Origin of the sequence: Xanthobacter flavus (genome assembly GCF_017875275.1) — a bacterium.
Lineage (GTDB): Bacteria > Pseudomonadota > Alphaproteobacteria > Rhizobiales > Xanthobacteraceae > Xanthobacter > Xanthobacter flavus_A.
In genome coordinates this window covers 2,496,890-2,522,869 of sequence record NZ_JAGGML010000001.1, presented here as the reverse complement: position 1 = coordinate 2,522,869, position 25,980 = coordinate 2,496,890, and the positions used below count along the sequence as shown (strand labels likewise).

General features: G+C 69.2%; 17 protein-coding genes. 5 read left to right on the top strand and 12 right to left on the bottom strand.

The window, feature by feature from the left end; all coding sequences use genetic code 11:
• The first annotated feature begins 45 nt into the window (after positions 1-45).
• Entirely contained in the window at positions 46-1,635 is a 1,590-nt protein-coding gene (gene purH, locus J2126_RS12105; RefSeq protein WP_209487203.1) for a bifunctional phosphoribosylaminoimidazolecarboxamide formyltransferase/IMP cyclohydrolase, read from the top strand.
• Between the two features lie 117 nt (positions 1,636-1,752).
• Here purH and J2126_RS12100 read toward each other — a convergent pair whose 3' ends face one another.
• The 5 genes from J2126_RS12100 to tlpA form a co-directional block, all read right to left on the bottom strand.
• A complete protein-coding gene (locus tag J2126_RS12100; protein WP_209487201.1) occupies positions 1,753-2,619 on the bottom strand; it encodes a hypothetical protein in 867 nt (288 codons plus the stop codon).
• A gap of 88 nt (positions 2,620-2,707) precedes the next feature.
• Positions 2,708-4,831, bottom strand: a complete 2,124-nt coding sequence (locus tag J2126_RS12095) for a glycosyl transferase family protein (RefSeq protein WP_209487199.1) — start codon at positions 4,829-4,831, stop codon at positions 2,708-2,710.
• A gap of 19 nt (positions 4,832-4,850) precedes the next feature.
• Entirely contained in the window at positions 4,851-7,187 is a 2,337-nt protein-coding gene (locus J2126_RS12090; protein ID WP_209487197.1) for a cellulose biosynthesis cyclic di-GMP-binding regulatory protein BcsB, read from the bottom strand.
• A 1-nt stretch (position 7,188) separates the two neighbouring features.
• Positions 7,189-8,391, bottom strand: coding sequence for a non-hydrolyzing UDP-N-acetylglucosamine 2-epimerase (gene wecB / locus J2126_RS12085; RefSeq protein WP_209487195.1), 1,203 nt, complete (start codon positions 8,389-8,391; stop codon positions 7,189-7,191).
• A 277-nt stretch (positions 8,392-8,668) separates the two neighbouring features.
• Positions 8,669-9,469 carry a thiol:disulfide interchange protein TlpA gene (tlpA, locus tag J2126_RS12080; protein WP_245327293.1) on the bottom strand — a complete coding sequence of 267 codons (801 nt, stop codon included), beginning with the start codon at positions 9,467-9,469 and terminating at the stop codon, positions 8,669-8,671.
• A gap of 16 nt (positions 9,470-9,485) precedes the next feature.
• On the opposite strand from tlpA, the gene argH reads away from it, so the two are divergent.
• From argH to lysA, 3 genes are all read left to right on the top strand, one after another.
• Positions 9,486-10,883, top strand: a complete 1,398-nt coding sequence (argH, locus tag J2126_RS12075; protein ID WP_209487193.1) for an argininosuccinate lyase — start codon at positions 9,486-9,488, stop codon at positions 10,881-10,883.
• Between the two features lie 97 nt (positions 10,884-10,980).
• Complete coding sequence (lptM, locus tag J2126_RS12070) at positions 10,981-11,295, top strand: LPS translocon maturation chaperone LptM (RefSeq protein WP_245327292.1); 315 nt, start codon at positions 10,981-10,983, stop codon at positions 11,293-11,295.
• Between the two features lie 125 nt (positions 11,296-11,420).
• Positions 11,421-12,689 carry a diaminopimelate decarboxylase gene (lysA, locus tag J2126_RS12065; RefSeq protein WP_209487190.1) on the top strand — a complete coding sequence of 423 codons (1,269 nt, stop codon included), beginning with the start codon at positions 11,421-11,423 and terminating at the stop codon, positions 12,687-12,689.
• Between the two features lie 72 nt (positions 12,690-12,761).
• On the opposite strand, the gene J2126_RS12060 is transcribed toward lysA, so the two are convergent.
• The 5 genes from J2126_RS12060 to J2126_RS12040 all read right to left on the bottom strand — a co-directional run bounded on the left by J2126_RS12060 (position 12,762) and on the right by J2126_RS12040 (position 19,704).
• Positions 12,762-14,093: a putative bifunctional diguanylate cyclase/phosphodiesterase gene (locus tag J2126_RS12060; RefSeq protein ID WP_209487188.1), complete on the bottom strand. Its 1,332-nt coding sequence runs from the start codon at positions 14,091-14,093 to the stop codon at positions 12,762-12,764.
• A gap of 202 nt (positions 14,094-14,295) precedes the next feature.
• A complete protein-coding gene (locus J2126_RS12055) occupies positions 14,296-17,004 on the bottom strand; it encodes a bifunctional acetate--CoA ligase family protein/GNAT family N-acetyltransferase (RefSeq protein WP_209487186.1) in 2,709 nt (902 codons plus the stop codon).
• 92 nt (positions 17,005-17,096) lie between these two features.
• Entirely contained in the window at positions 17,097-17,486 is a 390-nt protein-coding gene (locus J2126_RS12050; protein ID WP_209487184.1) for a response regulator transcription factor, read from the bottom strand.
• Between the two features lie 141 nt (positions 17,487-17,627).
• Positions 17,628-18,266: a response regulator FixJ gene (gene fixJ / locus J2126_RS12045; RefSeq protein ID WP_209487183.1), complete on the bottom strand. Its 639-nt coding sequence runs from the start codon at positions 18,264-18,266 to the stop codon at positions 17,628-17,630.
• A complete protein-coding gene (locus J2126_RS12040; RefSeq protein ID WP_209487181.1) occupies positions 18,259-19,704 on the bottom strand; it encodes a sensor histidine kinase in 1,446 nt (481 codons plus the stop codon). The genes fixJ and J2126_RS12040 overlap by 8 nt, the downstream gene beginning before the upstream one ends.
• A gap of 182 nt (positions 19,705-19,886) precedes the next feature.
• On the opposite strand from J2126_RS12040, the gene J2126_RS12035 reads away from it, so the two are divergent.
• Positions 19,887-20,642, top strand: coding sequence for a helix-turn-helix domain-containing protein (locus J2126_RS12035; RefSeq protein WP_209487179.1), 756 nt, complete (start codon positions 19,887-19,889; stop codon positions 20,640-20,642).
• A 277-nt stretch (positions 20,643-20,919) separates the two neighbouring features.
• Here J2126_RS12035 and hemN read toward each other — a convergent pair whose 3' ends face one another.
• Together hemN and J2126_RS12025 are read right to left on the bottom strand one after the other, a co-directional pair.
• Positions 20,920-22,299 (bottom strand): oxygen-independent coproporphyrinogen III oxidase, encoded by a 1,380-nt coding sequence (gene hemN, locus J2126_RS12030; RefSeq protein WP_209487177.1) that lies wholly within the window; start codon positions 22,297-22,299, stop codon positions 20,920-20,922.
• Positions 22,300-22,384: 85 nt separating this feature from the next.
• The gene (locus J2126_RS12025; protein ID WP_209487176.1) at positions 22,385-25,924 is read right to left on the bottom strand and encodes a bacteriophage N4 adsorption protein A; all 3,540 of its coding nucleotides are present in this window, start codon (positions 25,922-25,924) and stop codon (positions 22,385-22,387) included.
• Positions 25,925-25,980 lie beyond the last annotated feature (56 nt).

The following is a 25,980-nucleotide window of genomic DNA, read 5'->3' as shown; positions in this document are numbered from 1 at the left end:
GTCATTGGTGCTAGGCGAGCGGCAATCTATTCCCGGAGCCAATCGATGACCGCCGACATCCGTCCCGTGACCCGCGCCCTCCTCTCGGTGTCCGACAAGACGGGGTTGGTGCCGTTCGCGACCAGGCTCGTCGCCCACGGCGTGGAGCTGGTCTCCACCGGCGGCACCGCCAAGGCCATCGCCGACGCCGGCCTGCCGGTGAAGGACGTGAGCGAACTCACCGGCTTCCCGGAGATGATGGACGGGCGGGTGAAGACCCTGCACCCCAAGGTCCACGGCGGCATCCTCGCCATCCGCGCCGATGCGGGCCATCAGGCGTCCCTCGCCGAGCACGCCATCGCTCCCATCGATCTTGTGGTGGTGAACCTCTATCCCTTCGAGGCGACCGTCGCCCGCAAGGCGGATTTCGAGGAGACCATCGAGAACATCGACATCGGCGGCCCCTCCATGATCCGCGGCGCCGCCAAGAACCACAATGACGTGGCCGTCGTGGTGGAGGCCGTGGACTATGAGGCGGTGCTCAACGAGATCGCCGAGCATGGCGGCACCACCCTCGCCTTGCGCCGCAAGCTGGCGCAGAAGGCCTATGCCCGCACCGCCGCCTATGACGCGGCCATCTCCAACTGGTTCGCTCGCGAGCTGAAGGAGGAGGCCCCCACCTTCCGCGCCTTCGGCGGCAAGCTCATCGAGGCGCTGCGCTACGGCGAGAACCCGCACCAGTCGGCCGCCTTCTATGCCTCCGACGAGATCCGTCCCGGCGTCGCCACCGCCCGTCAGGTGCAGGGCAAACAGCTCTCCTACAACAACATCAACGACACCGACGCCGCCTTCGAGGCGGTGGCCGAGTTCCACCCCGCCCGCACGGCGGCGGTGGTGATCGTGAAGCACGCCAATCCCTGCGGCGTGGCCGAGGGCGCGGACCTCGCCGCCGCCTATGCCAAGGCGCTCGCCTGCGATCCGGTGTCGGCCTTCGGCGGCATCATCGCCGTCAACCGGACGCTGGATGCCGACGCCGCCCGGGCCATGGTGGAGATCTTCACCGAGGTGATCGTCGCCCCCGACGCCACTGAGGAGGCCATCGCCGTGGTGGCGGCCAAGAAGAATTTGCGCCTCCTCCTCACCGGCGGCCTGCCCGACCCGCGCGCGCCCGGCCTCACGGTGAAGACGGTGGCCGGCGGCCTCCTCGTGCAGGGCCGCGACAATGCCAGCGCCGATGACCTCGACCTCAAGGTCGTCACCAAGCGCGCGCCGACGGAGCAGGAGCTGACCGACATGCGCTTCGCCTTCCGCGTGGCGAAGCACGTGAAGTCCAACACCATCATCTATGCCAAGGACCTCGCCACCGTGGGCATCGGCGCCGGCCAGATGAGCCGGGTGGACAGTGCCCGCATCGCCGCCCGCAAGGCGCTGGACGCGGCCGAGGCGGCGGGCCTTTCGGTGCCGCTCACCAAGGGCTCGGTGGTCGCCTCCGACGCCTTCTTCCCCTTCGCCGACGGCCTGCTGGCGGCAGTGGAGGCGGGCGCCACGGCGGTGATCCAGCCGGGCGGGTCCATGCGCGATGCCGAGGTGATCGCCGCCGCCGACGAAGCCGGCCTCGCCATGGTCTTCACCGGCGTGCGCCACTTCCGGCACTGAGCCGAGGTTTTTAGCGGCTCCGCTCAAGCGCCACGCGGGCTTTTGCGGGGCTTCGCTCAAGCGCCGCGCGGGCTCTGGGGGGCTCTGCTCAGGCGCCGCGCGGGTCGCGCCCCGCCGTCAGCCCGCCATCAGCTGCTGAACGATGAGGCGGTCCACGTAATGGGGACCGTCGAAGACGAACACGTCGAAACCCGCATAGGCCTTCAGCTGCGGCAGCAGCTCCGCCGCCGTGGCGGCCCGGAATGTGCCGGTGCCGGCGGGACGGAAGGCTTCGGCGATCAGCTTGAAGCGCCGCGGCCCAAGGCGGCGGGAAAGAACCTCCGCATAGCTGCGGGCCGCTTCCGGCGTGCGGGTGTAGACGCCGCACCCGTCCTGAAAGAACAGGCCCACGTCGCGCGGCAGCCACAGATCGATCCAGTCCGCCAGTGCCTCGGGGCCAACGTTGGAATTGTCGTAGCAGCTGACCCAGAGCGGGCGCGGAATGGGGGCGAGGGCCTCGCGCATGCGCGAAACGTCTTTCCAGGTGGGGTCAGCCTCCACCGGGAAATAGAAGCCGGCCGGCCGGAACGGCAGCTTCTGCCGCGCCACCTTGGCCGAGAGGGCTCCGAGCTCCACCACATTGGCCCGCGCCTTGGGCTCGGAGAAATCACCGGCGAGGCCAGCGATGATTCGGCTTGCCCAGGGCTCGCGGGCGATCCGCTTCCAGTTGGGCGCGTCGGGGATGAGCTTCAGGCCGAGCTCCGGCAGCGGCACGAATGAGGTGCCATCGGCCACCAGCCATTGCAGAAGCAGGCTCCGGGCGCCGATGAAGTCCCAGTCGCCGCGGGGATCGAGCGCGCCCCCGTGAAGCTGCCAGACCACCCCGTCGATGAGGCCTTCGGGACGATGGTCGCGTGCAACGAGGGCAAGGTCGACGCCGACCAGGCCCGCACCCGCCGCGGCGGCGCCGAGGCCGAGGGCCGCGCGCCGGCTCAGACGCGCCATGGCAGGCAACCCGGTGCAGCCCGCCATCCGCGTTGCGCGGAAGCAAAAGTCGCCCGGCCAGAGGCCGCCCGGCAGCGGGCCGGATGGATCATACCGGCGCCAGCGACGCGGCGACGCGGCGCTCCTGCTCGCGGATCGTGGCGCGCAGGGCGTCTTCCGTCACAACGCCACAGCGAACGAGATACTCGCCGATACGGCCATCCTCGTCCGGGCGGTAGTTCTCCATGGCCGCCTCGAACGCCTCGCGCCGCATCAGCCCCTTTTCCAGCAGCAGGTCGCCCAGCAGCGGCGGCGACTTCTGGCCGTCCACGTTGCCGGTGCCGGCCCCGCGCAGCAGGCGCAGGCCGTCGTTGATCTCGCTCTCGCGGGCGATGCGCTGGAGCGGCTCGTCGCCGATGGCGCGGCGCAGCTCCTCCAGCGCCTTGTCGCCCAGCGGCGAGGGCACCGCCACGATGAGACGCCCGCCCGGATCGCGGCCGATGGGCAGCACGCGGCGCCGCACCATCAGGTCGATGGGCAGCAGATCGTTGAACTGCCGCACCATCTGCTCGGTCACCACGGTGCGCGGCAGGTTGGACTGGAAGGCCATGGCCTCCGCCAGCGTCTCCTCGTCGAGCCACCCGCGCGACACGAGGATGCGCCCCAGCGGCTGCTGCCGCTCGGCCTGCAGGGCCAGCGCCTCCTCCACATGCTCCGGCAGCACCGCCTGCCAGGTGAGCAGAAGCTCGCCAAGCCGCTGGCGCTGCTGGCCCAGCTCCCGCGCATCGGGGAAGTCGTGGGCGGTCTTGTCCCAGACGATCCGGCGGCCGAAGAAGGTATGGCCCAGGAACAGCTTCCAGGCGCGGATGGTGGCGGCGAAATTGACGAAGTTCGCCATCACCACGCGGGGGACGGACATCAGGCCCTGTTCCCAGCCATAGACCTTGGCGACGAAATAGTAGCGTTGCGCCAGCCGCAGCGCGAAGGCGATGGCGTTGCCCGTCAGCACCGCCAGCAGCCAGGTCTCGGTGGCGAAAATCGAAGGATAGCGGGCGGGCAGCAGGTCGAGCTTCTCCGCGCTCATGAAGATGAGGAAGTGCGCCGCGACCACATAGGCCAGCACCGCCACGAGGGAGGTGACGATGCCCTTGCGGTCACGGAACAGGAAGTATTTGGTCGCCCAGTTGCCGCGCCAGCCCATGGAGCGCCAGCCCTGGAAGGCGATGCCCAGCGCCCAGCGCGCCTTCTGGCGGTAGGAGGTGCGGAAGGTGTCGGGAAAGAACTCGCGCACGCACAATGGCATGGAGAGCAGGATTTCCTTCTCCTTGCCGAAGCCGAACAGGCTCTCGCGCCTGACGATATATTCCACCGGCAGGCGGGCGATGATGGACTGCATGTGCGCCGCGGCGAGGCGGGCGCTGATGTCGTAGTCCTCGGTCAGGCTCGCGGTGTTGAACACCTCGCCCGTGCCGTCGGAGAGGAGATGCAGCATCGCCCGGCGCGAGAAGCAGGTGCCCACGCCCGCGGACGGGACCGAGCCGGCGACGCTCTCGCGGACCACGAGGTCCTTGGCGTGCCATTCGGCGAATTCGTCCATGTAGATGCCGGCCACCAGCTCCGACCAGTGGCGCTCCAGCGAGAGCACCGGCACCTGGATGAGATCCTTGCGCGGCAGGAGATAGCTGAAATAGCGCAGTTCGAGCGGATGCAGCACGTCCTCGGCGTCGTGCAGCACCAGCCCGGCGAACTCCACGCCGGTCATCTGCTCGTGCTGGAAGATGGCGCGCACGACCGTGTTGAGGCAGTCCGCCTTGTTGGTGGGGCCGGGATTGCGCGTCTCCACCCGCACCAGCTGCTTGTAGCGCCGGCGCATGCGCTCGACCTCGGCGATGGTCTCCGGGTCGTTGGGATAGGTGCCGACGAAGATCACGTAACGCCGGTAGTCCAGCACGCTCACCATGTTCTCGATCATGGCCGCGATCACGGGGGATTCGAGCCAGGCGGGAATCATGATGGCCAGCGGCTGCTCGTCCTTCTGGTAGAGCGCGGCCGGCGTGAGCGGGCGGATGAACGGCTCGATGACGAAGCGGCGGTAGATCCGCCGCCCCCAGTACCAGGCATCGACCAACAGATCGTCGATGGACGAGATCAGGATGATGACCGCCACCACGGCCGCCACGTATTCGACGAAGCGGATGTAATCGGCCAGGAGAAAGGGCCAATAGAGTGCCATGGGGGCGGTCCCGATCCGGTCAGTTGCCGCGGCGCCGCACCTGCGAGGCGCGGATCAGCAGCAGGAAGAACAGGGCGGCGGCGCCGATGCCGAGCGGCAGGCCCCAGTCCGACGAGTTCTGCCACAGGCGCTGAAGGGTGCCGGCCGGGCCGTCGGTGTCGGCGACACGGACGGTGCCGGGCGCGGCGCCCGAGGCGGTGAGTTCGGTCAGCGTGCCGTCGACACCCACAAGGGCCACGTCACCCTTCGACAGGCGCACCGGCTTGGCGGGCGTCATCGCCACCGGCCCGATGCTCTGCCACAGGATGCCGCGGGCATCGTCGCCGCGGACCGCCTGCACCAAGGCCACGTTCCTGAGGCCGGTGATGTCGAGCAGGCGGGCCCGCTCGTCGGTGCCGACGATGAGACGGTCGCCGTCCACCTTCGCCTTCGCCGTCACGCCCTGGACCGGCACATCGAGGGCGAGGAAGCCGCCGGTGGCGCGGAACGGGGTGCCGAGGGAGGCCACCTCGAAGGTGCTCGTGCCTGCGGGCATGCCGGCCGCCGCGGCGGCGCGCACCACGCGCGGAAGGCTCGCCTTGGCGGTGGCGAGATAGGAGTCCGGCACAAGCAGCTTGCCGCCCGCGGCCATGGCCGAGATCACGCCCAGGAAGTCGCCGCTCGGAGCCGCGCCGCCCAGCTCGAAATGGCTGGTGGGCAGCACCGAGACCGGGAAGGCCTGGGGCGTCTCGCGGCAGCGGTCGCTCACCGGCTGGCGCTGGAAGGTCACGCGCAGGACGTTGCGGGCGGCCAGCGCGTAGGGCGGGACGGCGGCGGAGATGTGCTCGGGGTGGCCGTTGGCATCGAGCCGCTTGGCCGCCAGAAGCACGTCGTTGAGGAAGACCGCCGCCACGGGTTCCGAGGTGGAGGCGCCGGGCGCGGCCGCGACATCGAGGTTGAGGCGGCTCGGCAGGCTGCGGCCACCGGTGGCCGCGGCGAGATCGAACGTCACCACCCAGTCGCCGCGGGCGAGAACGTCGAGATTGCCTTCGGTCGGGCCGAGGGTGTTGAGCAGCACGGAGGAGGGCCGGTCGGCGCCCGCGTCCACAGCCCGGATCATGACCGAGCCGGAGGTCAGCGAGGTCCGCCAGAAGCCGTCGAACAGCTGGGTGGCCTTGCCGCCCGCGGCGCCGCCGACCGCGATGATCGGGCGTCCGGCGAGGAACTGCAGGCTCACCTCATCGGGAGCGATGGTCGCGGAGCCGAGGCTCGCCGACTTGCCGCGCCATTCGGTGAAGGCGGCGGAGGCCGTCCCCAGGCGCGCGCCGAGCGCGTCGAGGGCACCACGGATGCCCGAGAGAAGAGCCACGTCCGCCACCGCCACGTCCGCGCCGAGCGGCGAGCCGGGCAGAACCAGCAGAGCGCCGAGTTCGGACGCATCGCGGATACGGTAGCTCCTGACGCCCACGAAGCTGGAGAAGGGGGCGACGGCGCGCAGCGACGCCGGCACGTCGAGATTGGAAAGGTCCACCTCGTCGCCGATGGAAGGCAGCGTCTTCACCACCAGGCGCTTGCCGGCGGTTTCGAGCGCGAGGCCGAGGCGCCAGGCGGTGTCGTAGGTGTCCTTGGACAGGGTGCCGCCGGCCACCAGAAGCGCGCCCGAGCCGGGCATGCCACTCCAGGCGGTGGCGAGGGTGCGCACCTGCCCGGCGTCAAAGCTGTAGGTGAAGCGGGTGGAGGGACGCAGCTTCAGCACGTTGCCGATGCCGCGCTCGTCGGCGCAGAGCGCCTCGCCGATCACCGACGACCAGGCGGTGCCGAACCGCACGAAGCCGGTGTCGCGCGGCCGGTTGTCCACCGCCACCGTGGCGCTGGCGCTGCCGGTGTCGCCTTCCAGGCGCCGCGAGTAGACGGGCGTGCCGTCCACCGAGAGCACCATGGTGGTGCGGCCGCCGTCGCCGCGCAGATACTCGCCGTCGACCGCGATCGAGGCATTTTCGAGCGCAACGCCGGCGGGCACGGGCAGATAGATGTCGCGGCGGGCGTCCATGCCCTGCAGCACGACGGGTCCCTCGATGCCCAGGTCTCCGAGGGTGACGGACCGTGTCACGCGGCTGTCGGCCGCCCGCTCCTGGATCGCCGAGAGGATCGGATCCACCGGCGGCACATAGGCCGGGACCGGCTGCGGCACGATCGGCATCTGCGCGGCAGGCGCCTGCGCGACGACGGGTGCCGGCGTGCGCGACTGGGCCGCGGCCGGCCAGGCCGCAAGCAGGGTCACCGGCAAGACGAGCGCGGCGGCGAATGTCGGAATCCGCCGCGCGGCGCGGCCCCGGGCGGCCCCGCCACGGGCGATGAGGGAGGGAACGTGTCGCATGTCAGTCTCTCACGAGCAGGGCGTCGAGGCCGGCGGGGCGCCGAGGGGCGGACGCGGCAGGCGGGAAGGGCAGAGGGGAAAATTCCTGCACCGGCCGCCCGCAGATGCAGTCCACGATCCGGCGGCAGGCATGCCCGTCGCCGTAGGGATTGATGCGCCCGGCATAGGCCGCATAGGCCGCCGAGTCGTCGAGAAGGCGGGTCACCGCGTTGACGATGTCGGCGCGTCCCGTGCCGACGAGCTGGACCGTGCCGGCATGGACCGCCTCCGGGCGTTCCGTCACCTCGCGCATGACGAGGACGGGCTTGCCCAGCGCGGGCGCCTCCTCCTGCACGCCACCGGAATCGGTGAGCACGAGATGGCTGCGCTGCATCAGCCGCTGGAACGGCAAATAGTCGAGCGGCGGCACGAGATGCACATTGGGCCGGCCGGCAAGCGCCGCCGTCACCGGACCCTTGACGTTGGGATTGAGGTGGACGGGATAGACGATTTCCACGTCGCCGCGGTCGGCGATCTGGTCCAGGGCCTCGCAGATGGTGCGGAAGCCCTCGCCGAAATTCTCCCGCCGGTGCCCCGTCACAAGCAGGATGCGATGGCGCGGATCGAGCTGCGGCAAATCGGCGTCGAGGGCGGCACGCAGGCCGGGATCGGCGTCGAGGCGGTGCTGAATCGCCTGCAGGGCGTCGATCACCGTGTTTCCGGTGACGAACACCTGCCCCTCCAGTTGCTCCGACAGGAGGTTGTCGCGGGAGCCGGGGGTGGGCGCGAACAGGAGGTCGCTGCACAGATCGACGATGCGGCGGTTCATCTCCTCGGGGAACGGCTGGCCGAGGTGATAGGTGCGCAGGCCCGCCTCCACATGTCCCACCGGAATGCGCCGGTGGAAGGCGGCGAGTGCGGCGGCCATGGCGGTCGTCGTGTCCCCGTGGACGAGCACGCGGTCGGGCCTGACCTCATCGAGCACGCGGTCGATGGCGGTCAGCGCTCCACCGGCCAGATCATTCAACCCCTGATTGTGAGACATAAGGCCAAGATCGAAGTCGGGCGAGAGGTCGAAAAGGCGCAAAACCTGGTCCAGCATCTCCCGGTGCTGTCCGGTCACACAGACGAGCGACTGCACGGCCGGTTCCCGGTTCAAAGCCTGAACCAGGGGCGCCATCTTGATCGCTTCGGGCCGTGTGCCGAAAATCGATAATATTTTCAAAGGCTGTACCAATGATTCGATCTTGACTTCGCGTGTAGGCACACGCTGTCAAGAGCAAGATATACCAGCTCCGGGCGCGCAAATGAAACATGAGTGAAAGGAAGGTAAACGGCACCACGGCACCCGAGGGCCGCCCGCACGGAGATTCCCCATCCCTCAGGTTGCAGCGCTACTGTGCCGCCCGAAGGTTGCGAGAGATTTAAGCGGGTCGATATTTTAGCAGATTGGGAATGGCCGGGCGCCCGGAAATAGGTATCCTAATCCGCCCCGCTCCAGCTTATCGGGCGGCACCGGCATCGGCGCGGCCGGCCCCGATGGCGGCTTTCACCAGCGCCTCGGCATCGGCACCGCCCCATTCCGCCGGGCCGGCCAGATAGGCCATCTCGCAGCCGTTGCGGTCGATCAGGAGGGTGGTGGGCAGGCCGAAGCCGCGCCCCACCCCGCGCAGGGCCTGGAATGTCTTGGTGGCGGGATCAGCATAGAAAGCGAGGCTGTTGACGCCGATCTCTGAGAGGAAGGCCTTCGGCTTGTCGGGGTCGCGCGTATCCAGATTGACCGCCACCACGGCGAAGTCGGGCCCGCCAAGCCTCTTCTCCAGATGGTCGAGAGCCGGCATCTCCTTGCGGCAGGGCACGCACCAGGTGGCCCAGAGATTGAGCAGCACCACCCGGCCCTTGAAGTCGGCCAGCGTCACGGGCTTGCCGGAAGCATCGGCGAAGGTGAGGGGCGGCAGGCGGCGCGGCTCGGTGGCCAGCGCCAGCGCAGCCAGCTCGCCTTTCGCGAGGGGCGCGAAGGCCCGGACCCGCTCCACGGTTCCGGCGCAGGCGGGGTCTGCGGCGCCGGCCAGCGGGGCCGCCGCCGGCACGTTCGCGACGCTCTGGCCCTGCGGTGCATTGCCGGGAAGGCGGTTCATCCCGTATAGGGCGAGCGCGCCGGCCACGGCGCCTGCGAGCGTCGCCAGCGCGACCACGCCGATCGTCCTCACCGCGGAAGAGCGCCTCGCCACCGGCGCGCCCGGCGCGGGGCCGGTTGCCGTGTTCTGAGGGTCTGTCGCGCGGCTGTCGTCGGCATTCGTCATCACCGGAGGGTCCGTCATGAGCAACAAGATGTGGGGCGGGCGCTTCAGCACTGCCCCCGACGCCATCATGGAGGAGATCAACGCCTCCATCGGCTTCGACCAGCGTCTTTATGCGCAGGATATCGCCGGTTCCAAGGCGCACGCGGCCATGCTGGCCGCCCAGGGCATCGTGGCGGCGAAAGATGCCCAGAAGATCACCAAGGGTCTAGACACGATCCTGTCAGAGATCGAGGCGGGCAAGTTCTCCTTCCGGCGCGAGCTGGAGGACATCCACATGAACGTGGAATCGCGCCTCGCCGAACTCATCGGCGCCCCCGCCGGGCGCCTCCACACAGCCCGCTCGCGCAACGACCAGGTGGCCACCGACTTCCGCCTCTACGTGCGCGACACGGTGGACGCCCTCGATGCGCAATTGGCCGACCTCCAGCGCGCGCTGGCGGAGAAGGCGCTTGAACACGCCGCGACCGTCATGCCCGGGTTCACCCATCTGCAGACCGCCCAGCCGGTGACCTTCGGCCACCATCTGATGGCCTATGTGGAAATGGTGGCACGCGACCGCAGCCGCTTCGCCGATGCGAGGAAGCGCCTCAATGAATGCCCGCTGGGCTCGGCGGCGCTGGCCGGCACCTCCTTCCCCATCGATCGCGAGGCGACCGCCGCCGCGCTCGGCTTCGACCGGCCCACCGCCAATTCGCTCGATGCCGTCTCCGACCGCGACTTCGTGATGGAGACGCTCTCGGCGGCGTCCATCTGCGCCATCCACCTCTCGCGTTTTGCCGAGGAGGTGGTGATCTGGACCTCGCCCTCCTTCGCGCTGGTGAAGCTGTCGGATGCCTTCACCACCGGCTCGTCCATCATGCCGCAGAAGCGCAACCCCGATGCCGCCGAGCTGGTGCGCGCCAAGGCCGGGCGCATTATCGGCGCGCTCACCGGCATCCTCGTGGTGATGAAGGGCCTGCCTTTGGCCTATGCCAAGGACATGCAGGAGGACAAGGAAGGCGCGTTCGATGCCTTCTCCGCCCTCTCCTTGGTGATCGCCGCCTCCGCCGGCATGGTCCGCGACATGGTGCCCGACGAGAAGCGCATGGCCGCCGCCGCCGGCCAGGGCTATTCCACCGCCACCGACCTCGCCGACTGGCTGGTGCGGGCGCTGAACATCCCGTTCCGCGAGGCGCACCACATCACGGGACGCATCGTGGCTCTGGCCTCGGACCGCGGCATTGCGCTGCACAAGGTGTCGCTCGAAGAGATGCAGGCGGTGGACAAGCGCATCACCGGCGACGTGTTCTCCGTACTGTCCGTGGTGCGCTCGGTGCGCAGCCGCACCAGCTATGGCGGCACCGCGCCGCAGCGGGTGCGCGCTCAGGCGCGGCGCTGGCTGAAGCGCCTCGGGGCCGCCCCGGACGCGGCCTGATGCCGGCCGGAGGAAGCCCCCGCTGCGCCGGGGGCTCGCCTTTGCCGCAGCGCGGGCTATAGTGTCGCCAACATTGATGCCAATGGCACGGACGAAGATGCGATCCCTTGCGACCCTTATGGCCCTCTGCGGCACCCTCGCCCTCGCGGCGTGCGGGGTGAAGGGTCCGCTGGAGCCCCCGCCCGGCGCCCATGCCGCCGCCCCCCCGCCGAAGCCGGCCACCACGGCAGCGGCTTCCGGCGATGCGAGCACCTCCTACACGGCCCCCAAGACCGCAGCGGAATTCAACGAGAGCGCCGTTCCGCACGCCTCCTGGGAGAAGAAGAAGACCACCGGCACCAACAGCTCCCAGAAGCTGCTGCAGGGCATCGATCGCCCCGACCAGCCGCTCCTCATCGACGGCCTGCTCTGACCCGCAGGCCGGAAGGCCGGGCCGAACGGCCCTTCCACACAGCAACCCTTCCTCGCCCACCCGCGCACGCCTGACGGCGCCGCCCCCGGCCGGCGCGCGGAACGAGCCTTCGACAAGCCGCCCCGATGCACCATTTCGATTATCGCAACGGCCGCCTCCATGCCGAGGACGTGGACCTGACCCGGCTCGCCGCCGAGGTGGGCACGCCCTTCTATTGCTATGCCACCGCCACGCTGGAGCGGCACTACCGCGTGTTCATGGAGGCGTTCGCCGGCCGCGACGTGCTGCTGTGCTACGCGCTGAAGGCCAATTCCAACCAGTCGGTCATCTCCACCCTCGGCCGGCTCGGCGCGGGGGCGGACATCGTTTCCGCCGGTGAGCTGATGCGCGCGCGCGCCGCCGGCGTGCCCGGACAGCGCATCGTCTTCTCCGGCGTCGGCAAGACGCGCGAGGAGATGACGCAGGCGCTCGATGCCGGCATCCTGTGCTTCAACGTGGAGAGCGAGCCGGAGCTTGACGCCTTGTCGCAGGTCGCGGTCTCGAAGGGCGTGAAGGCGCCGGTCTCCATCCGCGTCAATCCGGACGTGGACGCGAAGACCCACAAGAAGATCTCCACCGGCAAGTCGGCCACCAAGTTCGGCATCCCCATCTCCCGCGCCCGGGAGGTGTATGATTACGCCGCCCGCCTGCCCGGCCTCGCCATCACCGGCGTGGACATGCACATCGGCAGCCAGATCACCGACATGGCGCCGTTCGAGAATGCGGTGACGCTGCTGGCGGAGCTGGCGCGCGACCTGATGGCCGCCGGCCACAGGCTGCACCACATGGACCTCGGCGGCGGCCTCGGCGTGCCTTACGCGGCTTCCGACCCCATCCCCCCCTCCCCCGCCGCCTATGCCGAGGTGGTGGGCCGGGCGCTCGGCGACATCAAGCTGCCGCTGGTGTTCGAGATGGGCCGCATGCTGGTGGCCAACGCGGGCATCCTCGTCACCCGGGTGATCTATGTGAAGAAGGGCGAGGGCAAGACCTTCGTGGTGGTGGACGCCGCCATGAACGACCTCATCCGCCCCACCCTCTACGAGGCCCACCACGACATCCTGCCCGTGGCCGAGCCCGCGGCCGACGCCGCCATGGTGGTGGCCGACGTGGTCGGGCCGGTGTGCGAGACCGGCGATTTCCTCGCCCTCGACCGGCCGCTGCCGGAGGTGCAGCCTGGCGACCTCCTCGCGGTGATGACGGCGGGCGCCTATGGCGCCGTCCAGTCCGGCACCTACAACACCCGCGCGCTCGTGCCCGAAGTGCTGGTGCGCGGGGATGAGGCGGCGGTGGTACGCCCGCGCGTCGATCCGGCCGCGCTGATCGCGCTGGATCGACCGGCGCCATGGCTCGACTGACCGGAATTCGCCCGCCGTTCTGCGCGTGTTCGCAACGGCCGGACGGCGACGGCGGGGAAAGAGCTTGAGCCCTCAGCTCGCGAGGCGCCGCTCGGCGATATAGGCGCGCAGCGCCTCCTCGGTCATGGGGCGGCCGAGATAGAAGCCCTGCACCTCGTCGCAGGAATCGGCCTTGAGGACGGCGAGCTGCGTCTCCGTCTCCACCCCTTCCGCCACCACCTGCATGCCGAGCGCCCGGCCGAGGCCGAGGATGGCCTGCACGATGGCGAGGGCACCCTTGCTCTGGTCGAGGTCGCCGACGAAACGGCGATCGATCTTCAGGGCATCGAAGGGGAAGGTGCGCAGATAGCCGAGCGAGGAATAGCCGGTGCCGAAGTCGTCCATGGAGAGGCGGACGCCCAGCTTCTTGAGCCCCTCGAGGATGTCGAGGGCCTTGTCCGTATTCTCGATGAGCACGCTCTCGGTGATCTCCAGCTCCAGCCGGTGGGCCGGCAGGCTGGTGGCCCGGAGCGCGGATTCCACGGTGCCGACCAGTTCGCCGTTGCGGAACTGCACCACCGAGACGTTCACCGAGACATTCAGCTCCGGCAGGCGGGAGATGGTGTCGCAGGCCTTGCGCAGCACCCATTCGCCGAGCGGAATCACCAGCCCGCTCTTCTCGGCGATCGGCACGAACTCGTCCGGCGCGAGCCGGCCGAGCTGGGGATGATCCCAGCGGATCAGGGCCTCGACACCCAGCAGTTCCAGCGTGCGCGCGTCGCAGCGCGGCTGGAACAGCAGCACGAACTCGTCCGACACGATGGCGCGCCGGAGGTCGCCTTCCAGCGTGCGGCGCCCGGCCATCTCGTCGTTCATGTCGGCGGCGAAATAGCAGCAGGCGCCCGGCCCCTCGTCCTTCGCCCGGTTGAGAGCAAGCTCGGCGCAGTGCACCAGACGGTCGGGTTCCTGCGCATCCAGCGGCGCGAGGGCGATGCCCATGTCGGCCTGCGGATAGGCGACGGCGCCGGACGGCAGGGCAACAGGAACGCTCAGCGCGGCCTGCAGACGGCGCTGAAGCCCGTCCACCGCCTTCGTGTCGGCGAGACCCGTGGCCACCAGCACGAACTCGTCGGCGCCCACGCGGGCAACGAGGTCGTTGTCGCGCACGCAGCGGCGCAACCGGCGGGCGGTCTCGGCGAGGATCAGATCACCGGAGGCCAGGCCGTACATGTCGTTCAGCTGGCGGAAATTGTCGATGTCGAGCGCGAACACGGCAAGCGTCCGCCTGCCTTCCTGCGGCGAGCTGAGCGCGCCGGACAGGAACTCCATCATGAGAAGGCGGTTCGGCAGGCTGGTGACGGGATCATGCAGCGCAAGATACTCCGATTGCCAGGGCCCTCGCGCTACTTCATTGGCATCGCTCACGATTCACTCATGCAGATCATGGCGACGGCGTTCCCGTTCCTTGCCACCAGACTGGTGGCCGGGCGGCCTCCGGCGCATCTTCTCCTCCCCCGAACCCTTCCGGCGCTCGACGTCGCCGGTTGTCCGAGTTCGGAAACCAACGGTATCGTGGGCCTTGCCTGAACGGGTGGCAATAGGGATATCGCCGGAACGGTCACAGCCGTCAAACCTCCAACGGTACATTGGCACCAACAGCCGACGGCATGTCGAGATTGAGCACCACCCGCATCACGGAGGGATCCTCGCTGCCCGGCGTCACCTTGAAGCCGAGGTCCTCGGCGAGGCGCAGCATCGGACCGTTCTCGCGCATCACGTCGCCGAACACCTGCCTCAGTCCCCGCTTCCGCGCATGGGCGAGAATCTCGCTCATCAGCTGGAAGCCCAGACCCTTGCCCTTGAAATCCGACCGAACCATGATCGCGTATTCGGCGGCGTCGTTGTCCGGATCGGCGATGATGCGCACCACGCCGCAGATGTCCCCATTGTCCTCCTGCGCCACGAAGGCCATCTCGCGGTCGTAGTCGATCTGCGAGAGGCGCGCCGCCATCAGGTGCGGGAAGTCCTTCACCGAGCCGAGGAAGCGCATCCGCACGTCCTGCGGATCGGAGCGATGCACCACATCCACGAGGCCCGGCTCGTCCTCCGGCCGGATCGGCCGCAGGGCCACCGTCGAACCGTCCGTCAGGTCCAGCCTCTTGGACATGTCGGAGGGATAGGGCTTGATGGCGAAGCGGCGGGTGCCCTCCACCCGCGTCGGATGCACGACAATGCGGGCATCGAGGGCGAGGACCCCGTGCTCGTCGGCAAGCAGCGGGTTGATGTCCAGCTCGGCGATCTGCGGCAGGTCCGCCAGCAGTTCGGCCACCTTCACCAGCGTACAGGCGACCGCGTTCATGTCGGCCGGGGGATGGTCGCGATAGCCGGCGAGCAGCTTGGCCACGCGGGTCCGCTCGATCATCTCGCGCGCCAGCACGCCGTTGAGCGGCGGCAGAGCCACCGCCCGGTCGCCGATGACCTCCACCGCCGTGCCGCCTTGCCCGAACAGAACCACCGGGCCGAAAGTCTCGTCATAGCCGATGCCGGCGATCAGCTCCTGGGCATTGGGCCGGCGGATCATCGCCTGCACCGTGAAGCCCTCGATGCGGGCGCCGGGGCGCTTCTCCGCCACCGAGGCGATGATGGCCCTGCACGCGTCCTCGACTGCGGCGCAGGTGCGCAGGTCGAGCCGCACGCCACCCACGTCGGACTTGTGCGTGAGATCGTGCGACAGCACCTTCACCACCACCGGGAAGCCGATCTCCGCGGCGAGGCGGCCCGCTTCCTCCGGGGTCGTGGCGATGCGGGTGTCCACCACCGGGATGTCGTAGGCGGCGAGCACCGCCTTCGCCTCCACCTCGGTGAGGGCGGACCGTCCGGCGGCGAGAACCCCCTCCACCAGCCGGCGGGCGGCGGGACGGTCCGGCTCGTCGAAGGAGCGCGCGGGCGGGGTTTCCATGAGAAGGGTCTGGTTGCGCTGGTAGGCCACCAGATGGCCGAACGCGCGCACCGCTTCGTCCGGCGTGTCGTAGGTCGGGATGCGGCGGCCGGCGAAGCGGCGGCGGGCATTGGCGGCCGCGCTCTCGCCGAGCCAGCAGGTGAGCACGGGGGCACGGGGGCGCGTTTCCAGCACGGCCATTACCCCCTCGGCGGCGGCACTGCTGTCGGAGAGCGCGTTCGGCGCGTGCAGCACCAGCACCGCGTCGGAGCCCTTGTCGGCCAGAAGCGCCTTGAGGGCGGCGCCGTAGCGCGCCCCGTCCGCATCGGCCTGGATATCCACCGGATTGGAGCGGGACCAGGTGCGCGGCAGGGCTTTGTCCAGCGCCTCGACCGTCCCCGGCAGGAGGGTGCCGAGCCGGCCGGCGCTGCCCTCCAGCGCATCCACCGCCACGACGCCGGCACCGCCGCCGTTGGTGAGGATGGCGAGCCGCTCGCCGGCCAGGCGGATGCCGGCGGAGAGCGTCGTCACCGCCTCGAACAGTTCGCGCATCTCGTGGACGCGCAGCATGCCGGCGCGCCGCAGGGCGGCATCGAACACGAGGTCGCTGCCGGCAAGCACGCCGGTGTGGGACAAGGCAGCCTGCGCCCCGGCCACGCTGCGCCCGGCCTTGATGACGATGACCGGCTTGGCGCGCGCCGCGATGCGCCCGGCCGACATGAATTTGCGGGCATCGGCGATGCTCTCGACATAGAGCAGGATCGCGCGAGTGGTGTTGTCGAGGGCGAGATAGTCGAGCAGGTCGCCGAAATCCACGTCCGCCTTCTCGCCCAGCGCCGCCACATGGGAGAAGCCGATACCGCGGGCATGCGCCCAGTCCAGAACGGCCGCCGTCATGGTGTCGGACTGGCTGACGAAGGCGACATCGCCCTTGGCCGGCATCAGGTGGGCGATGCTGGCGTTGATGTGGGCGCGGGTGGAGATGAAGCCGAGGCCGTTGGGCCCGATGATGCGCAAGAGATGCGGGCGCGCCGCATCCAGCAGCGCCTGGCGCTGCTCCGCCCCCTCGAACTGCTCGCCCGGCCCGTAGCCGGCGGGCAGCACCACGGCGGCACGGCAACCCTTCTCGCCGAGCTGGGAGATCACCCCCGGCACCTGGTCCGGCGGCGCGGCGACGACGGCGAGGTCCACCGGGATCGGCAGGTCCGCCACCGAGGCGTAATTGAGCGAAGAGCGGATCGCCCGCTCCTTCGGGTTCACGGAGAGTATCGGTCCCTCGAACCCCGCCTCGAACAGGTTGCGCGCGGCCAGCGCGCCGACGGTGCCGGTGCGGTTGCTGGCGCCCACGAGGGCGATGGCGCGGGGGTGGAAGAGGGCGTCGAGATTGCGCGTGGTCATGGCGGCCTCGATGCTTCGGGCACGGAGTCAGGCCGGCCCGCTGTCCGTCGATAACGCTAGGGAATACGAAGCGTCCGGGAAAGGTGAAATCGTCAGCAGGGGCGCGAGCGGTCGAAGCTGTCGCGCACCGCCTCGGCTAGTTGGTTGCCAAGGAGCGGCTTCTCGATGATGGCGACCCCCTGGTCGGTGGCGCGCCGACGCACATGAAGCGCCGGATTGCTGGTGATGAGGAAGGCCGGGAGATGAACGTGCCGCCGGTCCAGCTCCCGCAGGAGGTCGAGGCCGTTGATGCCGGGAAGATTGTAGTCCACAATCATGCAACCACCGCAGGACAGGTCGGCCGCGAGCACTTCCTCCGAGCGCGCATAGGTCTGCACGTTGAAGCCGTCCACTTCCAGGGCGAATTTCAGTGAATTGCAGACCGCCGGGTCATCGTCGACGATGTGGACGACGAACGCGGGCGGCTCTTCCAACGCCATCATCCCAAAACATCTCCCACGACCCGCTCGCGGGTCCGCGTGGTCGCCGGGTTACAATCTACTTTGGGAGGGGGTCGAGGGGCCTTGCGCTAGATCAAGACGATTCGGGCCAAGCTCGCCAGAGCGCGCGGAACGGTAGCCCGATCACGCCTGACGCGGCGCGATGCCGGCGAGCAGCGCCATGCGCACCAGCTCTGACAGGCTCTGCGCCTTCATCTTGGTCATCACGTTGGCGCGGTAGACCTCCACCGTTCGGGGGCTGATCCCAAGCTCGTAGGCGATGGTCTTGTTGGCCTGTCCGGCAACCAGACATTCCAGCACCTGCCGCTCGCGCTGGGAAAGGCCGGAGATGCGGTCCACCACCTGCCCGCGCATGGCGTCGTGCTGGTTGGTCTTCTGGCGGCGGTCCAGCGCGGATTTCACCGTGTCGAGGATGGCCACGTCGTCGAACGGCTTTTCCAGGAAATCGGCCGCGCCGAGCTTCATCGCTTCCACCGCCAGCGGCACGTCGCCATGGCCGGTGACGACGATGACCGGGACGCTGGAGCCCTTCTCCTTCAGGTGCTGAAGCAGATCGATGCCTGTCATGTCCGGCATGCGCACGTCGGTGATGATGCAGCTCGCGGAGGGGTCCGCGCCGGGCAGCCCCGCCTCCACGAACAGCCGGGCGGATGCGTGCTCGTGAACCACGTGGCCGGCGGTCGAGAGCAGGAAGGCGAGGGATTCGCGCACCGCATCGTCGTCGTCGATGACGTGGATCACCGCTGTCTCCTGCTCAATCATGCACCGCCTCCGCATCGCCCACGGCGCGGAGGGTGAATCGGAATACGGCGCCGCCGCCAGGATTGGGCTCGGCCCAGATGCGGCCGCCGTGCGCCTCGATGATGGTGCGGGAAATCGACAGCCCCACGCCCATGCCGTGCCGCTTGGTGGTGACGAACGGCGTGAACAGCTGCGCCCCCATTTCGGCGGAGATGCCGTGCCCGGTGTCCGAGACGCTGACCATCACCATATCGTCCTCTACCGCCTCGGTCCGGACCAGAAGCTGGCGGCGCGGCGTCTCCATCATTGCCTCCAGGGCGTTGCGCATCAAGTTCAGCAGCACCTGCTGGACTTGAACCTTGTCAGCCAGGACGAGATCGCACTTGGGATCATAGAGGAAACGCACCTGAATACCATGCTCCTTGGCTCCGACCAGGGCCAGGGCGCTCGCCTCCTCCACCAGCTTGGCGAGGCTCTCCACCCGCCGCTCGCTTTCCCCGCGGGACACGAAATCCCGGAGGCGGCGAATGATCTGGCCGGCGCGCAGGGCCTGCTCGCCGGCTTTCTCCAGCGCCCCCTGCAACACCTCCACCTGCACCGTCCCGCTGTCGAGAAGGCGACGCGAGCCCTTGATGTAGTTGGCGATGGCCGAGAGCGGCTGGTTCAGCTCGTGGGCCAGCGTCGAGGCCATCTCGCCCATGGCCGTGAGGCGGGAGATGTGCACAAGCTCGGCCTGAAGCTCCTGCAGGCGTGCCTCGGTCTGCTGCCGCTCGGTCAGGTCGCGGATGAAGCCGGTGAAGAATCGCTCCGAAGTGGAGCGCATCTCGCCCACCGCCAGCTCCATGGGAAAGGTGGTGCCGTCCTTGCGCTCGCCCACCACCACCCGCCCGATGCCGATGATCCGGCGCTCGCCCGTGGTCAGATAGCGCGTGATGTAGCCGTCGTGCCCTTCGCGATGGGGCGAGGGCATGAGCACCGAGACATTCTGCCCCACCGCCTCGGCCGCGGTGTAGCCGAACAGGCGCTCCGCCGCCGTGGAGAAGGAGCGCATGATGCCGCGCTCGTCGATCACCACCATGGCGTCCGGCACGGTGTCGAGAATGGAAGAGAGGTGCGCCTCGCGCGCCAGCAGGTCGCGGTCGCGCGCGACGGCAGCGAGGCGGGTGCGGCGCAGCCGCTCGCCGAGCACCGCGATGCCGAGCCCCACGGCCAGGAACAGCGCCGGTGCCGCGAGGTCCACCCGGGCGTCGATGCCGGAAAGACCGCGCAACGCGATGCCGCCGGCAAAGGCGACGGCCACCGCCGCGCCGCCGGCGAAGAGCCCACGCCCGGACACGAGGATGATGACCGCGAGCTGGAGCAGGAGCGCGTTTCCGCCGAGCGGTTGCAGCCCGGCGACGCGGCACAGCAGCAGCGCCACGAGCCCGGCGCCGGCGCCGCGCGCGGCATCGCCAAGCATTTCCTTCCGCCCGCGCGTCAAAGGCACATCCCCCCCACCACTTGATTTCTTTGGGCCAGTTTATGCGACCTCCGGCCGCTACGTAATAGTACCTAAGGGGACCGACTTAAGTGTTCGATCCGAATTTTTCCCGTGCGTTCCGCCGGTTATCCCTTTCCCAACACCGATGGAAGGGTCAACCGATGCCGAGCCCCGCAGCAGCGATCGCCCACAAGCCCTACGCCCAGTCCCGGACGTATGACAGCAAGTCCTACGCAGCGCCCCTGTCTTCCGCACGGCCCGCCCATCGCTGGACCGAGGAGGCTAACACGCGAACCCCCACCGAAGTGGTCGCGCGCCTCGGAGTGGTTGCGAGCTACGCCCGCAACGCGGAGATTTTCGGCGAGGATCAGCCGGCCGAAAACCTCTACATCGTCCTGTCCGGCGCGGTGCGCATCTGCAAGCTGCTCGGCGACGGCCGGCGCCAGATCGAGACTTTCTGCCTGCCCGGCGACGTGTTCGGCTGGGAAATGACCGGCCGTCACCGCTTCTCCGCCGAGGCGGTGAGCGAATGCAAGATCGTCCGGGTGAAGCGCTCGATCCTCTTTTCCCGCGCCTCCGACGATACCGAGCTCGCCCACGCCTTGTGGGCGCTGACCGCGGCCGAGCTTGGCCGCGCGCAGAATCACCTTCTCGTCCTGGGCCGCAAGACCGCCCAGGAACGGGTCGCCACCTTCCTCCTGGACATGGCCGAGCGCGCCGGCGCCGGCCAGGGTCCGAACGGGACCGAAGTCACGCTGCCCATGTCGCGGCAGGACATCGCCGATTTCCTCGGCCTCACCATCGAGACCGTGTCGCGGACCCTGACCCATCTGGAAGAGATTTCCGCCATCGCCCTGCCGTCCTCGCGCCGGGTGGTGCTGCGCGATGGCGCGACCCTGAAGCGCCTGAACTCCTGAGTTCTTCCCCCGGCACGCTGCATCCTCTCCGATCAGCAGCGTTCCCCCTTGGCCCGCTCCCGGCCCACCGGCCCCGGCGGGCCTTTTCTTTTGCGTCAAGAGGTGAGGTCGGTCGGATTCCGGAAGCGCTGGTCTGCTGACATCGCAGCCGGGGATGCGGCAGCTCGAGCGCGATCCGATCAAATTGAATCAATTTGATCGGTGAATCGCCCTCTCACTTATGGATAGAGAACGCGTTATCCGATCAGCTCGCGTTGCACGCTGATCGGCGCGTGCTCTAGACTGCGGCCGCGTGCCGCTTCTTCTCCGGCGCTGCCGCCCGGCTGGCGGAAAGGCGGGCATCGAACACGGCGCACACCACCCGGGTGAACGGCCGCGCCGCCTCCGGCACTTCCACCACGCCACCACGCCGCACCGCCAGGCCGTCGGCGACCAGGGGCTCCAGCGCCGCCATCTCGTCCGCGAACGTGTCCGGCGGGAAGCCGAGGCTCCCGCAGGCGGCATCGAGATCGACGGCGAGGTCGCACATGAGCCGCTCGATGACATGGCGGCGCAGCCGGTCCTCGTCGCTCACCGCGATGCCCCGCGCGATGGGCAGCGCGCCGCCCTCCACCGCCTTGTGCCACTGGGGCGTGGCGGCGAGATTCTGTACATAGCCCTGCGGCAGTGCGCCGATGGCCGAGGCGCCGAAGCCGATCAGCACCGGGGCGTCATCCGTGGTGTAGCCCTGGAAATTGCGCTTGAGCGAGCCGTCGGCCGCGCGCCGCGCCATGGGGTCGTCCGCCTTGGCGAAATGGTCGAGCCCCACCGCCCGGTAGCCGTGCCCCGCCAGGATATCGGCGACCAGCTCGGCCTGGGCGAGGCGCTCGGCCGCGCCGGGCAGGGCCTGTTCGGGGATGAGGGCCTGATGCTTCTTCATCCACGGCACATGCGCATAGCCGAACACGGCGATGCGGTCGGGATCGAGCGCCAGCGCCGCCTCCACCGTGCGGCGCACGGAGGCCTGATCCTGATGCGGCAGTCCATACATGAGATCGAGGTTCAGCGCGCCGATGCCGGCCGCCCGGAGCGCGTCCGCGACCTGTTGCGTCTCCTCCAGCGACTGGTGACGGCCGATGGCCTCCTGCACCTTCGGGTCGAAATCCTGCACGCCGAGGCTGGCGCGGTTGAAGCCCTCCCGGGCGAGCACCGCCACCTTGTCCGCATCCATCACCCGCGGATCGATCTCGATGGCAATTTCGGCATCGTCCGCGAAGGCGAAGACATCCCGCAGCGCCAGCATAATCGCGGCAAAGTCCTCGTCCGCCAGCATGGTGGGCGTGCCGCCGCCGAAATGCAGATGGGTAAGCGTCATCCGCCCCGGAAGATGGCGGGCGACGAGGCCGATCTCGTCCACGAGCCGGTCGGCATAAGCCTTCACCGGCGTGCGGCTGCGTGCAACGGCGGTCTGGCAGCCGCAATACAGGCACAGCTCGGCGCAGAACGGCACGTGGATATAGACCGAGACCGTTCCGTCCGGCCGCAGCGCCTTCAGCCAGCCTGCGTAGGTCGCGGCATCGACCTCGGGCGAGAAATGGGGGGCGGTGGGGTAGCTGGTGTAGCGTGGCACCGGCTGCCCGTAGCGGGCGAGGAGGGTGTTCGTATCGGGGCAGGTCATGCCCCGATCATGCCGCCCCTCGGGAGCTTGCGCCTTGATGTGGCGCAAGCCCTTGTTTCCCAACACCCTTGCTGCGTCTTCCGGCTCAGTAGGAGAGGAAGGCGCCGGCGAAGATGCCCTGGGCGCGATCGTCGCCCGCAAGCTTGAAGCGATACTGGAGCGTGAAGTCGAGATACGAGCGCGGCGCCGTGTATTCGTCCTCATTGAACCAGTAGCGGGCGGTGAGACCCGGGCCGATGCCCATGGCGAACGGCGTCGCATAGCCGGTGTCGTAGCCACCGCCGATGGCGAGATAGGGCCACAACACCAGATGGTCGGAGATCGCGTCCATCCGGAAGGCGTGGCCATAGCGCCCCTCGAAGGTGGCGATCGTCTGCGGCTGGCTCACGAAGTAATTGTAGTCGGCATAGATCTGCCAGGCCCGCCAGTTGTCCACGTCGACCCGAAGATCCGTGCCCTCCGCCTTCGAATAGGCGGTGCGCAGCAGCATGTCGTTGCGCGAGAACTGGCCAACCGGGAAGAGATAGGAAATCTCGAACACCAGGTTCTCGGTCGAGAAGGGCTTCCAGCGCGCACCCACCGAGCCCTGGATGGTGTCGAAGCCCGTGGCCCCGCCGGCGTCGGAATAGAGCGTGCCGAAGCCGCGCACGAACAGTTCGAAGATCGAACCGTCGCGATAGCCGATGCCGGGGGGGCGCCAGTAGATTTCACCGCCCGCGCCCAGCGTGTTGTTGGCGCCGTTGGACGTTTGCGGAACCAGGAACGAACCGGGCGCCACGCCCACCGGGCCGTAGCTCACCGAGGCGTAGGCGCCCCAGGTGCGCGTCAGCTCGGCGACCTCGCGCCTCAGACCGAACAGATATTGCGGATCGAGCTGAAGCTTGCCCTCCCGCGCCTCGTCGATGGCGGACTTGAAGTAATCGACCGCCTCGGCGTTGTGATAGGTGCGGCGCGCATTGTAGGCGGCATTGATCAAATTGGTGCCGCGCAGCCGCCAGCGGCTGTTGGCTTCGGAGAAGTATTCGTAGGCAAGCTCGTCCTCTCCCGCCTGGCTGGCCAGAACCGCGAGGTCCACCGGCTTCATGCCGCGCAGGGCGCCGCTGTTGTAGGCCTGCTGGAACAGCGCGCGCGCCTCGTCCTTGCGGCCGAGCTGCGTGAGCACGCTGACGCGGGCGGTGAGCATCGCCATGCGCTCCTGCGGGGTGCGCGCCCGCGCCGCCGCGCGGGTGAAGGCATTGAGCGCGCCCTCCTTGTCCTCGAGCGCGAGGGAGGCGAAGCCGAGGCGGGCCTGCACCTCGTAGCTGTCCTCGTTGGCGTAGGGCTGGAGCGCCCAGATGGCGACCTCCGGCTGCTTGGCGTTGAGCGCGGCGTCGGCGAGACCAAGGCGCACGATGCGCACCTGGGCCGGCGGCAGGTTGGGCGAGCCGAGCGCCGCCTTGTAGTCGGCGACGGCGCCGGAGAAATCCTTCGCCTGCAGGCGCAGATTGGCCCGCTGCACCAGCAGGGTGGCATCGCGCGGGCTCGCCGCCAGCAGCCGGCTGGCGACCGCCTCGGCCTCGCCGTAGCGGCCGGCGGAGGACAAGGCGTTGAGCAGCAGCGTCTGGTAATTGCGATTTCCGGGGTCGGCATCCACCGCGCGGCGCGCCTCGGTGATGGCGGTCCCGTAGTCCTTTCGGGCGAATGCGGCATAGGCGGCGGTGGCCGCCGCATAGCCCGGCGCACCCGGATTGAGCCCGGCCACGCCCGGCGCCTGCATCTGCGGATTGGCGAACACCGAGCAGATGACGCCATAGCTCGTCGGCTGGCACAGCACGGCCGGCTGCTGAAGCGCGGGCTTGGCGGCGTTCGGCGCCTTCGCCTGGGCCTCCGCCTGCTTGCGCAGGACGCCGACCTCCTTGTTCTTGGCCGCGTCGAGGGGTTCGAGCGCCTTCAGCGCCTCCTCGGGCTTGCCGTCCGCCATGGCCGCGTTCGCCGCGATCAGCCGGTAGTTCAGCTCCTCCAGGTCGGTGAGGAGGTTGCTGTTGAGAACGGTGTCGAATTCCCGCGCCGCTTCCTCGCGCTGGCCGGTCTTCTGCAGCAGCCAGGCGCGCAGGATGTGCGGCAGCGGCTCGTTGGGATTGTCCGCGACCGCGCCGGTGGCGGCCGTCTCGGCGTCCTTGAACTGGTTCGCCGCCATCAGCGCATTGATGAGCACGATGCGGAAGATGAGGGCGTCGGGCGCCCGCTCCACCGCCTGCCGGGCGGAGGTGACGGCGCTCGCGGCCTTGCCGCGGCCGATGTCCTTGATGGCCTGCACGGCCATGGGCTCGGCGAGGCGCTTGTCGTTGGCCGCGCGGAGCGCGATCAGGGCCGGATCGTTGTCGCCTTGGCTGATGGCCTCGCGCAGGACGACATCCAGCTCCTTGTACTTCTTCGAGCGGTCGAGCGAATCGATCAGCAGCCGGCGCCACTGGGCATTGCCGGGGTTTTCCTTCAGCGCCTCACGGATGCGGGCCTCGGACAGATTGTCGTTGCCCTCGCGATAGGCACCGAAGGCTTCGAGCGCGGCGTCGTAGCCGGGCGTGTCGCTCACGCCCCCGCCGGGCGGCGTGGTGGCGGGGATGAGGCTGCAGGAGGGGCCATAGGGCGTGTCGATGCACTTCTGGAACGGCACCGGCAGGGTCTGGGCCGCATTGGCGGGAACAGTCTTCGGGTTGCGCTCCTGCGCGCGGGCGACCCGCAGCCGCGCCTGGACCGCCGCATCGGGCTCGACCGATTCCAGAAGCTTGAGCGCCCGCTGGGGGTGGTTCGCGGCAATGGCGGCGTCGGCCATCACCACGCGCGCGTCGCGGGCGGTCGGCCCGGAGAGCACCTCATCCTTCAGGGCGGCGTCGAAATCCTGTTCTGCCTCCGCCACCTTGCCGAGGCGCATGCGGACATAGCCGCGCAGGGTGCGCGGCAGGAAAGACTGGGGATCGACCTGGATGGCTTCGCTCGCCGCCTTGTCGGCCGCGTCCAGCTGGCCATCGGCCAGCAGCGTGTAGATGAGGAGCACGCGATAGCTGAGATCGTCCGGCACCAGCGCGATGGCCTTGCGCGCCTGCTCGATGGCGGCCTTCGGGTTCTGGGCCTCCAGCGCCTTGTTGGCGGCGACGGACGGTTCCTGCGCCAGCACGCGGCTCTGAGAGCGGACACGGGCCGTGAGCGCCTGATCGGTGATGCCGGCGGCGATCGCCTCGTTGCCCACCACCACCGCCTCGGCAGTCTTGCCTTGGGCGTCCAGCGCATCCATCAGCAAGAGCCAGAGCCGCGCCACGTCGGGGCGCAGCTTCAGCGCCTCGCGGGCATAGGTCACGACATCCGCGTATCTTTTGTCCCGCTGCGCGGCATAGGCGCGATCAGCCGCCACCCAAGCCGCCCCCGTCAGCTCCGGCGTTCGCGTGGCCTGGGGCGCCGGCTGGGCCTGCGGCGGTTGCTGCGCCTGCGGCGCTGGCTGGGTCTGGGCCCCGGCGGGGGTCGCCGCGAGCGTCAGCGCGGCGGCCGAGCTCGCCAGCACGAGGCTGAGCGCGATGCCGCGCGAAAGCCTCTTCCGATCCCGGTCGAGGGTGGGGGCAAGGCAGGTGCGGAAATGAATCGCGGTGCTCATGGCCTCACCATGGCACCGACTACTTAAACCACAGTTAACCTTAACGAGACCCGATA

Bases quoted from the DNA above. Each gene is read 5' to 3' on its own strand.
- J2126_RS12090 (WP_209487197.1), bottom strand. From the start codon at position 7,187: ATGCGACACGTTCCCTCCCTCATCGCCCGTGGCGGGGCCGCCCGGGGC.
- lptM (WP_245327292.1), top strand. From the start codon at position 10,981: ATGCGATCCCTTGCGACCCTTATGGCCCTCTGCGGCACCCTCGCCCTC.
- argH (WP_209487193.1), top strand. From the start codon at position 9,486: ATGAGCAACAAGATGTGGGGCGGGCGCTTCAGCACTGCCCCCGACGCC.
- hemN (WP_209487177.1), bottom strand. From the start codon at position 22,299: ATGACCTGCCCCGATACGAACACCCTCCTCGCCCGCTACGGGCAGCCG.
- fixJ (WP_209487183.1), bottom strand. From the start codon at position 18,266: ATGATTGAGCAGGAGACAGCGGTGATCCACGTCATCGACGACGACGAT.
- J2126_RS12025 (WP_209487176.1), bottom strand. From the start codon at position 25,924: ATGAGCACCGCGATTCATTTCCGCACCTGCCTTGCCCCCACCCTCGAC.
- lysA (WP_209487190.1), top strand. From the start codon at position 11,421: ATGCACCATTTCGATTATCGCAACGGCCGCCTCCATGCCGAGGACGTG.
- J2126_RS12040 (WP_209487181.1), bottom strand. From the start codon at position 19,704: ATGCTTGGCGATGCCGCGCGCGGCGCCGGCGCCGGGCTCGTGGCGCTG.
- J2126_RS12055 (WP_209487186.1), bottom strand. From the start codon at position 17,004: ATGACCACGCGCAATCTCGACGCCCTCTTCCACCCCCGCGCCATCGCC.
- purH (WP_209487203.1), top strand. From the start codon at position 46: ATGACCGCCGACATCCGTCCCGTGACCCGCGCCCTCCTCTCGGTGTCC.
- J2126_RS12035 (WP_209487179.1), top strand. From the start codon at position 19,887: ATGCCGAGCCCCGCAGCAGCGATCGCCCACAAGCCCTACGCCCAGTCC.
- J2126_RS12100 (WP_209487201.1), bottom strand. From the start codon at position 2,619: ATGGCGCGTCTGAGCCGGCGCGCGGCCCTCGGCCTCGGCGCCGCCGCG.
- J2126_RS12050 (WP_209487184.1), bottom strand. From the start codon at position 17,486: ATGATGGCGTTGGAAGAGCCGCCCGCGTTCGTCGTCCACATCGTCGAC.
- J2126_RS12095 (WP_209487199.1), bottom strand. From the start codon at position 4,831: ATGGCACTCTATTGGCCCTTTCTCCTGGCCGATTACATCCGCTTCGTC.
- tlpA (WP_245327293.1), bottom strand. From the start codon at position 9,469: ATGACGAATGCCGACGACAGCCGCGCGACAGACCCTCAGAACACGGCA.